This is a genomic window from Streptomyces sp. WMMB303 (genome assembly GCF_029351045.1).
In the GTDB taxonomy this organism is placed as follows: Bacteria; Actinomycetota; Actinomycetes; order Streptomycetales; family Streptomycetaceae; genus Streptomyces.
In genome coordinates, this window is record NZ_JARKIN010000001.1 from 2,573,729 (window position 1) to 2,587,766 (window position 14,038).

General features: G+C 71.5%; 7 protein-coding genes and 1 pseudogene. 3 read left to right on the top strand and 5 right to left on the bottom strand.

Annotation, left to right across the window (positions count from 1 at the left end; translation table 11 throughout):
* Positions 1-44: 44 nt before the first annotated feature.
* The 3 genes from P2424_RS11535 to P2424_RS11545 all read right to left on the bottom strand — a co-directional run bounded on the left by P2424_RS11535 (position 45) and on the right by P2424_RS11545 (position 6,955).
* Positions 45-5,099: an NAD-glutamate dehydrogenase gene (locus P2424_RS11535; RefSeq protein WP_276475665.1), complete on the bottom strand. Its 5,055-nt coding sequence runs from the start codon at positions 5,097-5,099 to the stop codon at positions 45-47.
* A gap of 517 nt (positions 5,100-5,616) precedes the next feature.
* Positions 5,617-6,297, bottom strand: coding sequence for an HAD family hydrolase (locus tag P2424_RS11540; RefSeq protein WP_276475666.1), 681 nt, complete (start codon positions 6,295-6,297; stop codon positions 5,617-5,619).
* Between the two features lie 130 nt (positions 6,298-6,427).
* Positions 6,428-6,955 carry a hypothetical protein gene (locus tag P2424_RS11545; RefSeq protein WP_276475667.1) on the bottom strand — a complete coding sequence of 176 codons (528 nt, stop codon included), beginning with the start codon at positions 6,953-6,955 and terminating at the stop codon, positions 6,428-6,430.
* A gap of 284 nt (positions 6,956-7,239) precedes the next feature.
* Between P2424_RS11545 and P2424_RS11550 the strand changes: the two genes are divergently transcribed.
* Positions 7,240-7,719: an Rv3235 family protein gene (locus P2424_RS11550; RefSeq protein ID WP_276475668.1), complete on the top strand. Its 480-nt coding sequence runs from the start codon at positions 7,240-7,242 to the stop codon at positions 7,717-7,719.
* Between the two features lie 281 nt (positions 7,720-8,000).
* On the opposite strand, the gene secA is transcribed toward P2424_RS11550, so the two are convergent.
* On the bottom strand, positions 8,001-10,847 hold the full coding sequence (gene secA, locus P2424_RS11555; protein ID WP_276475669.1) for a preprotein translocase subunit SecA: 2,847 nt from the start codon (positions 10,845-10,847) through the stop codon (positions 8,001-8,003).
* Positions 10,848-11,043: 196 nt separating this feature from the next.
* On the opposite strand from secA, the gene P2424_RS11560 reads away from it, so the two are divergent.
* Entirely contained in the window at positions 11,044-11,703 is a 660-nt protein-coding gene (locus P2424_RS11560) for a GNAT family protein (protein ID WP_276475670.1), read from the top strand.
* Positions 11,704-11,956: 253 nt separating this feature from the next.
* The gene (locus P2424_RS11565) at positions 11,957-13,171 is read left to right on the top strand and encodes a crosslink repair DNA glycosylase YcaQ family protein (RefSeq protein WP_276475671.1); all 1,215 of its coding nucleotides are present in this window, start codon (positions 11,957-11,959) and stop codon (positions 13,169-13,171) included.
* A gap of 96 nt (positions 13,172-13,267) precedes the next feature.
* On the opposite strand, the pseudogene P2424_RS11570 reads toward P2424_RS11565, so the two are convergent.
* Positions 13,268-13,927, bottom strand: a pseudogene (locus P2424_RS11570) (response regulator transcription factor); the annotation flags it as partial.
* Positions 13,928-14,038: the final 111 nt, after the last annotated feature.

The window sequence follows — 14,038 nt, forward strand, 5'->3', positions numbered from 1 at the left end:
GGAGATCCCGCGGCGCGGCGGTCAGGGTGCCCGGTGGACCCGGGTCAGCGGTTGCTGCGCAGCAGAGTGCGCATCGTCCGCATCGCCACCGAGAGGTTGGCCAGGTCGAAGGTCTCGGACGCCTGGATCTCGTCCAGGGTGGCCCGGGCGCGGACGAGGATCGCGTGGTTCTTCTCCTCCCACGCCTCGTACCGCTCCGCCGACGACGCGGCGCCGTCCCCGGCCGCCAGCACATCGGCCGTCAGCAGTTGGTGCGCCGCGTAGAGGTCCTCGCGGATGGAGGAGCGTGCCATGGACTGCCAGCGGTCGGCACGGGGCAGCTCGCTGACCCTCCGCTGGAGCTGGGTGATGCCCAGCCGGTCCGCGAGGTCGAAGTAGACCTCGGCCACATCCATCAGGCCCCTGTCCGTGCGGCCCTCGACGGCCACCACGTCCAGCGCGGAGAACGCCGCCGCCGAGCCCGCCAGGCGCAGCGCCAGCTCCGAGGGGACACCGGCGCCCGACAGCTTGTCGTACACCCGCTGATGCCACTTCAGGTCGTCGCCCTTGAGCAGCTTGGGCAGCTCGGCCCAGACCGCCTCGACCCGGTCGGCGAACAGCTCGATGGTGTCGGCCAGCTCCAGCGGCTGCGGACGGTTGTTGAGCAGCCAGCGGGTGCCGCGCTCCACCAACTGCCGGGAGCGCAGCCGGATGTCGGTCAGGACGCCGGCGGGAACCTCGTTGTCCAGCGACTCGACCGCGTCCCAGATGTCGCCCAGCCGGAAGATGGCCCGGGCGGCGGTGTGGGCGCGCACGATCTCCTCGGTGGAGGCCCCCGACTCCTCCATCATCCGGTGGACGAAGGTCGAGCCGGAGGTGTTGACCGTGTCGTTGACCAGCAGCGTGGTGATGATCTCGCGGCGCAGGGCGTGGTTGGCGATCTGCTGGCCGAACCGCTCGCGCAGCGGCTCGGGGAAGTAGGCGTACAGCAGCCCCTCGAGGTACGGGTCGTCCGGCAGCGAGGTGCCGATCAGCTCACCGGTGATATTGATCTTGGTGTACGCGAGCATCACCGCGATCTCCGGCTGCGTCAGCCCCTGGCCGTTGCCGCGCCGCTCCCGCACCTGCCGGTCGGAGGGCAGGAACTCCAGCGGCCGGTCGAGCTTGCCCTCCTTGGCGAGCCGGCGCATCTGCCGCTGGCTGGCCAGCAGCAGACTGGCCGCCTGTGCGAGCGAATTGGCCAGCGCCGCGTTCTGCGCGTAGTTGTTGCGCAGCACCAGCATGCCGACCTCGTCGGTCATCTCCGCCAGCAGCGCGTTGCGCTGCTTGACGGTCATGTCGCCGTCGGCCACCACCGAGTTCAGCAGGATCTTGATGTTCACCTCGTGGTCGGAGGTGTCCACCCCGGCGCTGTTGTCGATCGCGTCGGTGTTGATCCGGCCGTCGTTCAGCGCGAACTCGATCCGGCCCAGCTGGGTGCAGCCGAGATTGCCGCCCTCGCCGACCACCTTCACCCGCAGGTCCTGGCCGTCCACCCGGATGGCGTCGTTGGCCTTGTCACCGACGTCCGCGTCGCTCTCCGTCGACGCCTTCACATAGGTGCCGATGCCGCCGTTCCACAGCAGGTCGACCGGAGCGGTGAGGATGGCCCGCATCAGTTCGGCGGGCGTCATCTTGGTGACCCCCGGCTCGATACCCAGCGCCTCGCGCACCTGCGGAGTGATCGGCACCGACTTGGCGCCGCGGGGGTGGATGCCGCCGCCCTGCGAGATCAGCCCCGGGTCGTAGTCCGCCCAGGACGAGCGCGGCAGCTCGAACAGCCGGCGGCGCTCGGCGTAGGAGGTGGCCGCGTCCGGGTCGGGGTCGAGGAAAATGTGCCGGTGGTCGAAGGCGGCCACCAGCCGGATGTGCTCGGAGAGCAGCATGCCGTTGCCGAACACGTCGCCGGACATGTCACCGACGCCGACCACGGTGAAGTCCTCGGTCTGCGTGTTGTGGCCCAGCTCCCGGAAGTGCCGCTCGACCGACACCCAGGCACCGCGCGCGGTGATGCCCATGCCCTTGTGGTCGTAGCCGGCCGAACCGCCGGAGGCGAAGGCGTCGCCCAGCCAGTAGCCGTAGGACTCGGCGACCTCGTTGGCGATGTCGGAGAACCTGGCGGTGCCCTTGTCGGCGGCGACGACGAGGTAGGTGTCGTCCTCGTCGTGCCGCACCACGTCCCGCGGGTGCTCGACGGCCCCGGAGACGAGGTTGTCGGTGACGTCCAGCAGCCCCGAGATGAACGTCCGGTAGCAGGCGATGCCCTCGGCCTGCCAGGCGTCCCGGTCGGCGGCCGGGTCCGGGAGCTGCTTGCCGACGAAGCCGCCCTTGGCGCCCACCGGCACGATGACGGAGTTCTTGACCTCCTGCGCCTTGACCAGGCCGAGCACCTCGGTACGGAAGTCCTCCCGCCGGTCCGACCAGCGCAGGCCGCCGCGGGCGACCTTGCCGAACCGCAGGTGGACACCCTCCACACGCGGCGAGTACACCCAGATCTCGTACTTGGGACGCGGCGCGGGCAACTCCGGGATGGCCTGCGGGTCCAGCTTCATCGACACGTAGGTGTGCGGCTCGCCGTCGGCGCCCCGCTGGAAGTAGTTGGTGCGCAGGGTGGCGTTGATGACGGTCAGGAAGGAGCGCAGGATGCGGTCCTCGTCCAGGCTCGCCACCTGGTCCAGCGCTCCGGCCAGCTCCTCCAGGATGCCGTCCGTCAGCTCGTGCCCCGCCCACCGGCGGGCCGGGTCCAGCCGGGCCTCGAACAGATTGACCAGCAGCCGGGTGGTGTGCACGTTCCCGCGCAGCGTGTCCTCGATGTAGGACTGGCTGAAGGTGGCGCCCGCCTGACGCAGGTACTTCGCGTACGCGCGCAGCACCATCGCCTGCCGCCAGGTCAGCCCCGCGGAGAGCACCAGCGCGTTCAGCCCGTCGTTCTCGGCGCGGCCGGTCCACACCGCGGCGAACGCCTCCTGGAAGCGCTCGCGGGCCTCCTCCTCCAGACCGCGCCGGCCGTCCGGCATCCGCAGCCCGAAGTCGTAGATCCAGGCGTGCGAGCGGTCGGCGCAGCGCAGCTCGTAGGGCCGCTCGTCGACCACCTCGACACCCATCGCCTGCAGTCCCGGCAGCACGGCCGAGAGGGAGACGGGGCTGCCGGTCCGGTACATCTTGAAGCGCCGCTCACCCGGGACCGCACCGACCGGCTCGTACAGGCTCAGCGAGAAGTCGCTCTCCTGGCCGCCCTGCACCAGCGCCTCCAGGTGCTGCAGGTCGGCGACGGCGGCGCGCGGCGAGAAGTCCGCCTTGTAACCCTCGGGGAAGGCCCGCGCGTACTTCTGCGACAGCTCGGCGGCCTGCTCCTCGCCGCACTCGGCGATCAGCGCCTCGTTGAAGCCGTCCGCCCACGAGCGGGCCGCCTCGGCCAGCCGGGACTCGATGCGCTCGATCTCCGCGTCGGTCAGCTCGGCGAGCTGGGCGCCGGGACTCACCCGGATGACGAAGTGCAGCCGGGAGAGCACCGACTCGGTGTTCCACGCGGTGAAGTCGACGCTGGTACCGCCCAGCTCCTCGGTGAGGATCTCGGTCAGCCGCAGCCGCACCGCGGTCGTGTAGCGGTCGCGCGGGAGGTAGACGAGCGCCGAGTAGTACCGCCCGTACTCCTCCTTGCGCAGGTAGAGCCGCAGCTTGCGGCGCTCCTGGAGGTAGAGCACGGAGGTGACGATGGAGCGCAGCTCCTCGACCGAGGTCTGGAACAGCTCGTCGCGCGGGTAGGTCTCCAGGATCTGCAGCAGGTCGCGCCCGGCGTGGCTGTCGGGCGTGAAACCCGCGCTCTCCAGCACGTCGGCGACCTTGCGGCGGACCACCGGGACCCGGCGCACCGACTCGGTGTAGGCGGCGGACGAGAACAGCCCGAGGAAGCGGCGTTCCCCGACGACGTTGCCCGCCTCGTCGAACTTCTTGACGCCCACGTAGTCGAGGTACGAGGAGCGGTGCACGGTCGCACGGCTGTTCGCCTTGGTGAGGACCAGCATCTGGTGCTCGCGCGCCTTGGCGCGCGCATCGGCGGGCAGCCGGTTGAAGGACGGCGAGACCGGGTGGCTCTCCTCGGTGCTGCGCTGCGGGTCGGCACGGAGGATGCCCAGTCCCGTGCCGGGCAGCGGTGCCAGGCTCAGCTCCTCGCCCTCGTCGCCCTTCCCGGAGCCGTCCGAGCCCTCCTCGACGTCCAGCTCGTACTCGCGGTAGCCGAGGAAGGTGAAATGGTCGTCGGCCAGCCACCGCAGCAGCTCCCGGGCCTCCTCGATCTCCTCCTGGGGGAGCTCGTCCGTGGGCTCGCCGGGAAGCTCGTCGGCGATGCGCAGGGCCGCGCCGCGCATCTTCTGCCAGTCCTCCACGGCCTCCCGCACATCCGAGAGGACCCTGCGCAGATCCGCGGCGATCTGCTTGAGGTCCTCGCGGTCCGTCTCGCGGTCGATCTCGACGTGGATCCAGGACTCGACCACCGCGTCGTGCGGCAGCTTCCCGTTCCCGGCCGCCCCGGCCCCGTCCCGCGCGCCGGCCACGGGCTCGCCGGCCCCGGCGGTCCGGGTGTCCGGCAACTGCGTGTCCGGGACCTGCGCGAGGTCGTCCCGGCCGACCGAGAGCACCTCCAGCAGCTTCCCGGTCAGATCCCGGCGGACCACCATCTGCGGGTGGATCACGGCGTGGATGCCGCGCCCCTTCCGCGAGAGCTCATTGGTGACCGAGTCGACCAGGAAGGGCATGTCATCGGTGACGACCTCCACCACCGAGTGCGTGCACGACCAGCCGTTCTCGTCTATCGACGGCGAGTACACGCGGACGTTCGCCGTGCCCTGCGGCCGCTCCTCGGCCAGCCGGTAGTGGGCGAGAGCACCTCCGAGGACATCGACCGGATCGCGGTCGGCGAGATCCTCCGGCGCCGTGTGCAGGTAGTACCGCTGGAGATACGCACCAAGGGCGTCGTCCTGGGGCCCCTGGTCCGGGTGGCGCCCCTGAGCCGGGCTCCGTTCAGCCACCCGTGCGGCTTCCGCCAGCCGCTCGGCCTTTGCTTCTTCCAGCTTGCTCTGCATGTCCTCTGGCTCCTGTCGCGCGCCGTTGCGTGACGTCGGGAAAATGAAGGCACGGCACCGGAACGACGCGGGGTCTCCGCTCGGGTCCGCCGCTGTGCCGGGAGAGACGACCAGCGGCGCCCCGCCCGCGCTGTCGCGGGGGGCGCTGTACGGAGGATCGCTCGGGCGCAGATCCTCCGGTGGATATCGCGCTGATCACGTGGGTAAGGCTATCGCCCCCGGACGCCGGCACGTCATGGGCCTTATATGTACGAATAGGGAGAACGCCGAGATCGTCTTCTCCGAACCGGCCAGTTGGACCGGGTTCGGGAAAACTTCTGGCAAAGCGGCGTTCCGAGGGCACGCTTCCGAAGACGGTACGAGCGGCCCGGACGGTTCCCCTGTTCGAGCCGCCGGGGCCGTAGCGCCCGCAGCGCCCGGGCCCGCCGTGATCCTGCGGCCGCTGCGGCGCCGGGCCGCCGCGCACTCTGCCGGGCCGCCGGCGCCCCGGCCTGCCCCGCACCCCGGACGGATCCGCTCACGGCTCCGCCGCCAGCAGCTCCGCCGTCCGGACGGCCTCGTGCAGGGTGTCGACCACCGGCACACCCGCCTCCTCCAGGCTGGCGCGGCTGTGCGAGCCGCCGGTGAACAGCACCGCACGGGCCCCCGCCTGCGCGGCCGCCAGAGCGTCGTCCACGGCGTCCCCGATCACCACCGTGCGGCGAGGCTCCACCCCGCCGAGCGCGGCGAGGTGCCGCACCATCTGCGCGGCCTTGCCGCCGCCGGAGGGCCCCACCGAGCCGTCCACCCGCAGGAAGTGCTCCTCGATGCCGTAGGTGCGCAGCAGCGGCAGCAGCCGGTCGTGCGGCGCCAGCGAGCAGAGCGACTGGGTGCGGCCCGCCGAACGCCCGGCGGCCAGCAGTTCGGCGGCTCCCTCGGCGAGCCCCGCCTGCGGGGCCAGGGCCCAGTAGTGCCGGTGGAAGGTCTCGTCCATGACCCGCCACTCGTCGTCGGTGGGCATTCTGCCGAGCAGCCGCTCGTAGAAGCGCGGCACCGGTACGCAGAACAGCTCCCGGTACCGCTCCAGTGTGATGGTCGCCATACCGAGCTCGCCGAACGCGGCGTTCGTCGCCTCGATGACCGTATGGATGTCGTGCAGCAGCGTGCCGTTCCAGTCCCACACGATGTGCGCGGACTGCTCTTCTCGCCCCAGGACCATGCAGCCGACGGTAGGAGAGAGCACTGACATCGCGACACCGATTTCCCGCCCCGCACCGCGGCAGCCCGCTGCGACACGGGCACCGGTCAGCGGGACGGCCGCGGTCCGTCAGCGGCCGTCCGGCGGTCCCTCAGCCGACGAGCGCGGGAATCTCCTGGGTGGCGAACCACAGCAGTTCGTGGTCGTCGGCCCGGTCCACCACCTGCTCCGCCCGCTCGTCCCCGGCGAGCGCCGCGGACAGCGCACCGACCGCGCCGGTCACGTCCTCGACCGCGTCCTCCGCGTCGAGGTGGACGGCGGCCGCCTTGGTCAGCGGGACGGCGGCGGTCAGCCGGACCCGGCCGACGGCCCCGGCGTCCGCCTCCGTGCCGGCCTGGGAGCCGGCGTCCTCCTCGGCGGGGACGACGGTCCCGTCGGCGGCCTCCAGCGCGACGACGACCCGGCGGCGCGCCGCCTCGTACTGGTCGGCGAGCAGCCGCAGCGAAGCGCCGGCGGCCTGCCGCAGGGCCGCGTACTCCAACTCCTCCGCGTCCTCCGAGCCCCACCACGCGCGCAGCCCGGAGGTGACCGCGTACGCCTCGACGGGCGCCGGTCCCAGCTCACCCGCGCCGTGCGCCTCGCTCAGTGCGGGCAGGGTCAGAGGGACATAGACACGCATGGGCTGCCGCTTTCGTGTATCGCCGGGACCGGATGCCCCGTCAGCATACGGGCCCGCCTCACCCGGCGCCCTGCGCGGCGGCCGAACGAACCCGCAGGTGAACACGGCCCGGAGTCAACCCGCGCGAGCCGCCCCCACCGGATAGGGGAATCTGCCGGAGCCCCGCACCGGGCCGCCTCCGCGCATTGCGGCACCCCCTGTGCCGCCGCTACAACCGTTGCCGTCCAGCCAGTTACCGCCCGGTATTCGCTCGTCGGGTCCCGGCACACACCCCGAGGGAGCCCATGACGACGCCCGTCTCCGACCCGGTATCCGGACGTCAGCCCCGCAGGCGCGGCCCACGCCCCGCACCCACCCGGCCGCCGACCCGGCGCGACAGCCGCCGACCCGCCGACGCCGCGCTCCGGGCCGCGGCTCACCGCGCCCGCCAGGGCCGGCCCCCGTTCTGGTTCGCCCACCGGCTGCTGCTGGTGCTGAGCGGCCAGTGCCCCGTCCACACCCTGCTGGCCCACGTCCGAGGGCCCGCCTACGACCGGCTGACCGCCCTGGCACCCTCGGCACCGCTGCGCCCGCGCGGCACGGACCGCACGGCACCCGAAGTGCTGGAGGCCCGCGGCACCCAACCGCGGGCCGGTGTCATCGAGGCCTTCGCCCGCGTCGCCACCGGCGCCCGACAGCGCGCCATCGCGTTCCGCCTGGAATGGTGCCCGGACAACCGCTGGCGCTGCACCGCCGTGGAACTCGACGTCACCGCCGGCGGCTGAACGCGCCGCCTCGCGGGGGCGGCTCCCGAGGGCCGGGCACGGCGAAAGCCCAGGCTCAGCGGAGGCACGGGCCGGGCACGGCGGGAGGCCGAGCACCGCCCCCGGCAGAGGCGGAGCAGCCGGAAACCCGGCTGAGGGGCCGGCGACACGGCTGAGGGGCCGGCGACACGGCTGAGGGGCCGGGCACCGGGTGCCCGGCCCCTCAGGCCGCGTAGGAGTGCGCGAGCGGCCCCGGACAGCCGCCCCGGAAGGCGGTCTGCGCCGACGGGCCGCGCAGCGCCCTACTTCCGCTTCTTGCGCCCCTTCTGGGCCTTGCGACGCTCGGCACGGGTGAGACCGTCGGCCGACGAGCGGACCGGACCGCCGCCGTTCTCGTCCGCCGCCTCGCTGGTGTCCAGATCGCGCTCGACCACGCCGCCCTCGGCCGTCGGCGCCGAGAAGTGCAGACGGTCGGGGCGCTGCGGCTGGTCCAGCCCCTTGGCGTGGATCGCGGGGGCCGGCCCCGCGCCCGCACCGGCCGGAACGGCGTCGCGCGCCCCCTCCTTCTCCAGGGACGGCGCCGGTGCCTCGTCCTCGACCGGCACCTCCTCGACCTGCTGCTCGACCTGGACCTCCAGGTTGAACAGGTAGCCGACGGACTCCTCCTTGATGCCGTCCATCATGGCCTGGAACATGTCGTAGCCCTCCCGCTGGTACTCGACCAGCGGGTCCTTCTGGGCCATCGCACGCAGGCCGATGCCTTCCTGGAGGTAGTCCATCTCGTACAGGTGCTCGCGCCACTTGCGGTCGAGCACCGACAGCACCACACGCCGCTCCAGCTCCCGCATGATCTCGGAGCCCAGCTCCTGCTCACGTGCGTCGTACTGCTCGCGGATGTCGTCCTTGATCGCCTCGATGATGAAGTCGGCGGTCAGGCCCTCACGATCGCCCGCGGCCTCCTCCAGCTCCTCGATGCTCACCTGCACCGGGTAGAGCTGCTTGAAGGCGCTCCACAGCCGGTCCAGGTCCCACTCCTCGGCAAAGCCCTCGACGGTCTCGGCCTGGACGTACGCCTCGATCGTGTCGTCCATGAAGTGCCGCACCTGCTCGTGCAGGTCCTCGCCCTCCAGGACCCGGCGGCGCTCGCCGTAGATGACCTCGCGCTGCCGGTTGAGCACCTCGTCGTACTTGAGGACGTTCTTGCGGATCTCGAAGTTCTGCTGCTCGACCTGGGACTGCGCCGAGGCGATGGCGCGGGTGACCATCTTGTTCTCGATCGGGACGTCGTCGGGCACGTTGGCCATGGCCATCACGCGCTCCACCATCTGCGCCTTGAACAGCCGCATCAGATCGTCGCCGAGCGACAGGTAGAAGCGGGACTCCCCCGGGTCGCCCTGCCGGCCGGAGCGACCGCGCAGCTGGTTGTCGATCCGGCGCGACTCGTGGCGCTCGGTGCCCAGCACGTAGAGGCCGCCCAGCTCCTTGACCTCGTCCACGGCCGCCTTGACCGACTTCTCGGCCTTGTCCAGCGCGGTGGGCAGGGCCGCCGCCCACTCCTCCGGGTGCTCGTTCGGGTCCAGTCCGCGGTCGCGCAGCTCGTTCTCCGCCATGCCCTCGGCGTTGCCGCCGAGCTTGATGTCGGTCCCGCGGCCGGCCATGTTGGTGGCGACGGTGACAGCGCCCTTGCGGCCCGCCTCCGCGACGATCAGCGCCTCCCGCTCGTGGTTCTTCGCGTTGAGCACCTGGTGCGTGACACCGCGCTTGGTGAGCTGCTTGGAGAGGTACTCCGACTTCTCGACCGAGGTGGTGCCGACCAGGATCGGCTGCCCCAACTCGTGCTTGTCCGCGATGTCGTCGACGACCGCGTCGAACTTGGCGACCTCGGTGCGGTAGATCAGGTCGGCCTGGTCCACCCGGGCCAGCGGGCGGTTGGTCGGGATGGGGACCACGCCGAGCTTGTAGATCTGGTGGAACTCGGCGGCCTCGGTCATGGCCGTGCCGGTCATACCCGAAAGGGTGTTGTAGAGGCGGAAGAAGTTCTGGAGGGTGATCGTGGCGAGCGTCTGGTTCTCGTCCTTGATCTCCACCCCCTCCTTGGCCTCGATCGCCTGGTGCATGCCCTCGTTGTACCGGCGTCCGGCGAGGATGCGGCCGGTGTGCTCGTCGACGATCATGACTTCGCCGTCCATGACGACGTAGTCCTTGTCGTTCTTGTAGAGCTCCTTGGCCTTGATCGCGTTGTTGAGGTACCCGACCAGCGGGGTGTTGACCGACTCGTAGAGGTTGTCGATGCCCAGCCAGTCCTCGACCTTGGCGACGCCGGACTCGTGGATGCCGACCGTCCGCTTCTTCTCGTCGACCTCATAGTCGCCGGTCTCCGGCTTCTGGGTGCGCGGATCGCCGGGCTCGCCCTTCTCCAGCCGCTTGACCAGCTTCGCGAAATCGCTGTACCACTTCGTGGCCTGATCGGCGGGGCCGGAGATGATCAGCGGCGTACGGGCCTCGTCGACCAGGATCGAGTCGACCTCGTCGACGATGGCGAAGTTGTGGCCCCGCTGCACCAGTTCGTCCTTCGACCACGCCATGTTGTCGCGCAGGTAGTCGAACCCGAACTCGTTGTTCGTCCCGTAGGTGATGTCGCAGGCGTACTGCTCGCGGCGCTCCGCGGGGGACATGTTGGCGACGATGCAGCCGACCTCGAGGCCGAGGAAGCGGTGCACCCGGCCCATCCACTCGGAGTCGCGCTGCGCCAGGTAGTCGTTGACCGTGACGATGTGGACGCCGTCGCCCGACAGGCCGTTCAGATACGCGGGCAGCGTGCCGACCAGCGTCTTGCCCTCACCGGTCTTCATCTCGGCCACGTAGCCGAGGTGCAGCGCGGCGCCGCCCATCAGCTGGACGTCGTAGTGCCGCTCGCCCAGCACGCGCTTGGCCGCCTCACGGACGGTCGCGAACGCCTCCGGCATCAGGTCGTCCAGACTCTCGCCCTCGGCGTACCGCTCCTTGTACTCGTCCGTGAGCGCGCGCAGCTCGGCGTCGGACAGGTCGACGAAGTCCTCTTCGATGGAATTCACCTGCCGCGCGACGCGGTCCAGCTTGCGCAGGATCTTCCCTTCACCTGCACGCATGAGCTTGCCGAAGACGGACACTTAAGGTGGCTCCTTGCCGGTCGGGCCTGGCACGGTCTGCACGGTCAGTGCGGATATCGGTGCGGATCACCGAGGTCCTCTCCTTGCCGAGGGCCTGTACCGCACCGGCCATCGTATGCGAGGGACGACTGCCCCTGTACCCCCAACGTGCCGGAGCCCCCGAAGGTGCCGGGGGCCCCGGCGGCACAATCGGCCTATGGAACCGATCACACTGCGCACCGAGCGGCTGCTGCTGCGTCCCTTCGAGGAGTGGGACGAGGCGGCCCTCGCCGCCGCCTGCGACGACCCGGACATCCAGCGCTTCGTCCCGGTACCCGAGCCGTACACGCTCAAGGACGCCGAGGAGTTCGTCCGGGGTGTGAGCGCGAACGGCTGGCGGGAGGACACGATGTACAACTTCGGCGTCTTCACCCGCAGTGGCCCGGACGGCGCGGGCGGGGGTGGTGACGGCGGAGCGGAAGAGGGCCGCGCGGCGGACGACGGCGACGCCGGCGGCGAACTGGTGGGCTCCATGGGACTGGTCCGGCTCTCCCTGCACACCGCCGAGCGCCAGGCCGAACTGGGCTTCTGGACAGCGCGTGGCCACCGGCGCAAGGGCTACACGGCGGAGGCCTCGCGTGCCGTCGTGGACTGGGCGTTCACCGCGCTGGGGGTGGAGCGCCTGGAGTGGCTGGCCCACGTGGAGAACACCGGATCACGCGCCGTGGCGCAACGGCTCGGCTTCGCGGAGGAGGGCGTCGCACGGGCACGCATCGTGCACAGGGGAACCCGCCGCGACGCCCGCGTCGCCGCCCTGCTCCCCTCGGACCTGGGACACCCGCAGCCGACCCCCTACCTCCCCTCGCCGCCCCGCTGACAGCTCCGCTGAACGGCCCGCACAGCTCCCGCGCACAGCCTGTTCCGGCAGGCGCCGCCCAGGAGACAGGGGCAGCCGCGGGAGGCGGATCAGCAGCGCGGGCGGGCGCCCCGGGAGGTGAGCGCGGTCACGGCCGGGAGCGGGCACCGCGGAAGGCAGGCAGACGCCGGAGGCGCTGGGTGGCCGCTCGGCAGCGCTCGGGGCCGGCGGAACGGCGCGGGGAGTGTCAGTGGCCCCGCCTAGGGTGGGCCGCATGACGACCGGTCTGCCCGCCACCGCTGTCCCGGCCGCCGGCGCCCACGCGCCGCAGGCCTCCCTCTCCGCCGCCGAGGCCCGGCGCATCGCGCTGCGTGCACAGGGACTGCTGGGAGCCCCCGACCGGCAGGCAGGAGCGCGCGGGGTGCTGCGGCACCTGGGCGCGGTCCAGCTGGACACGATCTCGGTCCTGGCCCGTTCGCACGAGCTGGTGCCCTACGCCCGGCTGGGCGCTGTGGGACGACAGGCCGTGGAGTCCGCCTACTGGTCCGGAGCACACAGCTTCGAGTACTGGTCGCACGCCGCGTGCGTGCTGCCGATCGAGGAGTGGCCGCACTTCGCCTTCCGCCGCCGCGCCTTCCGCGACCGCGGCCGCCGCTGGCACCGGATGAAGGACCGGGAGGGCTCGTGCGCCGCCGTCCGCGACCGGCTCCGGGCGGAGGGCCCGCTGACCACGGCGGACCTGGGCGGCGGCCGGAACGGCGGCGAGTGGTGGGACTGGTCCGAGAGCAAGATCGCGGTCGAGTGGCTGCTGGACATCGGGGAGGTCGTGGTCGCCGAGCGGCGCGGCTGGAAGCGCGTCTACGACCTCGCGGAGCGCGCTGTCCCCGGCGGCCTGTTCCACGATGACCTGGACGACCACGCATGCCTGCGGCGGCTCGTCGCCCAGGCGGGCTCGGCACTGGGCGTCGCCACCCGGGCCGATCTGGCCGACTACCACCGTCTCAAGGCCGAACAGGTGGAGTCGGTGCTGCCGGACACCGGGCTGGTGCCGGTCCGGGTGCAGGGCTGGCCCAAGCCCGGCTGGGCCGACCCGGCGGCCCTGGAGTCCGCGCCGCGCGGTCGGCACCGCACGACGCTGCTCTCCCCGTTCGACTCGCTGGTCTGGGACCGCCCCCGCACGGAACGGGTCTTCGGCTTCCAGCACCGGCTGGAGGCCTACGTCCCGAAGCCGAAGCGGGTGCACGGCTACTTCGCGATGCCCCTGCTGGCGGGCGGCAAGCTGGTCGGCCGCGTGGACCCGGCCCGGGAGGGCAGCACGCTGGTCGCCCGCCAGCTCTCCCTGGAGAGCGGGAAGGCCGTGGAGCCGATGGCGCAGGCGCTGTGCGAGGCCGCCGCGTGGGTGGGCTGCGACGCGGTGCGGGTGGAGCGCTGCTCCCCCGAGGAACTGCGGCCGCGGCTCCGCAGCGCCCTCGACGCGCTGGGCGGGTGAGCCACCCGCCCTCGGGGGCTCGCCATCCGCGGGCGGCGCGGGCCGCCGCCCGCTCATGGTGGATTTCCGACCGCTCTGTGGGCCGCTGCCCGCGCGTCAGCGGATTTCGAGGATCTTCTCCCGCATCGCGTAGACCACGGCTTCCATCCGGGAGTGGAGCTGAAGTTTCTCCAGGATGTTGCGGACGTGGTTCTTGACGGTGTTCTCGCTGATGAACAGCTCTTTGGCGATGTCCCGGTTGTTCATCCCGGTGGCCACCAGCTTGAGCACCTCCAGCTCCCGGTCGGTGAGCTTGGGCGCGGGCACCAGTTTGCTCTCGTCGGTGCGCTGGATCATGGACTTGAACTCGGTGAGGAGCTTCGCCGCCATCGAGGGACTGATCTGGGACTGGCCGTCGGCCACGGCCCGGATCGCCGTGGAGACCTCGTCCGTGGAGATCTCCTTGAGCAGGTATCCGGTCGCGCCCGCCTTGATGGCGTCGTAGAGGTCGGCCTCCTCGTCACTGATCGTCAGCATGATGATCTTGGCGCTCGGTGCGACCTCTTTGATGGAGGTGCACGCCTCGATGCCGCCCCGCTTCGGCATCCGCACGTCCATCAGCACGATGTCGGGCAGCAGATCCGCCGCCTTGTCCACCGCCTCGGCCCCGTCCCCGGCCTCTCCGACGACCTGAATGTCCTCCTCCTGCGCCAGCACGATCTCCAACCCGCGCCGGAACAGCGCATGATCATCGACGACCAGCACCCGGATCGGTTCCTTGCGCCGTTCCCGCTCGTAGGGCTCCTCTCCCGCCGCCGGGCCCGGGTGTGCGTCGGGCACGGGCATCACGGGCCCGAAGCTGTCCACCATCGTTCCTCCCCCTGCACC

Bases quoted from the DNA above. Each gene is read 5' to 3' on its own strand.
- P2424_RS11545 (WP_276475667.1), bottom strand. From the start codon at position 6,955: ATGCGTGTCTATGTCCCTCTGACCCTGCCCGCACTGAGCGAGGCGCAC.
- P2424_RS11565 (WP_276475671.1), top strand. From the start codon at position 11,957: ATGACGACCGGTCTGCCCGCCACCGCTGTCCCGGCCGCCGGCGCCCAC.
- P2424_RS11550 (WP_276475668.1), top strand. From the start codon at position 7,240: ATGACGACGCCCGTCTCCGACCCGGTATCCGGACGTCAGCCCCGCAGG.
- P2424_RS11540 (WP_276475666.1), bottom strand. From the start codon at position 6,297: ATGGTCCTGGGGCGAGAAGAGCAGTCCGCGCACATCGTGTGGGACTGG.
- P2424_RS11560 (WP_276475670.1), top strand. From the start codon at position 11,044: ATGGAACCGATCACACTGCGCACCGAGCGGCTGCTGCTGCGTCCCTTC.
- P2424_RS11535 (WP_276475665.1), bottom strand. From the start codon at position 5,099: ATGCAGAGCAAGCTGGAAGAAGCAAAGGCCGAGCGGCTGGCGGAAGCC.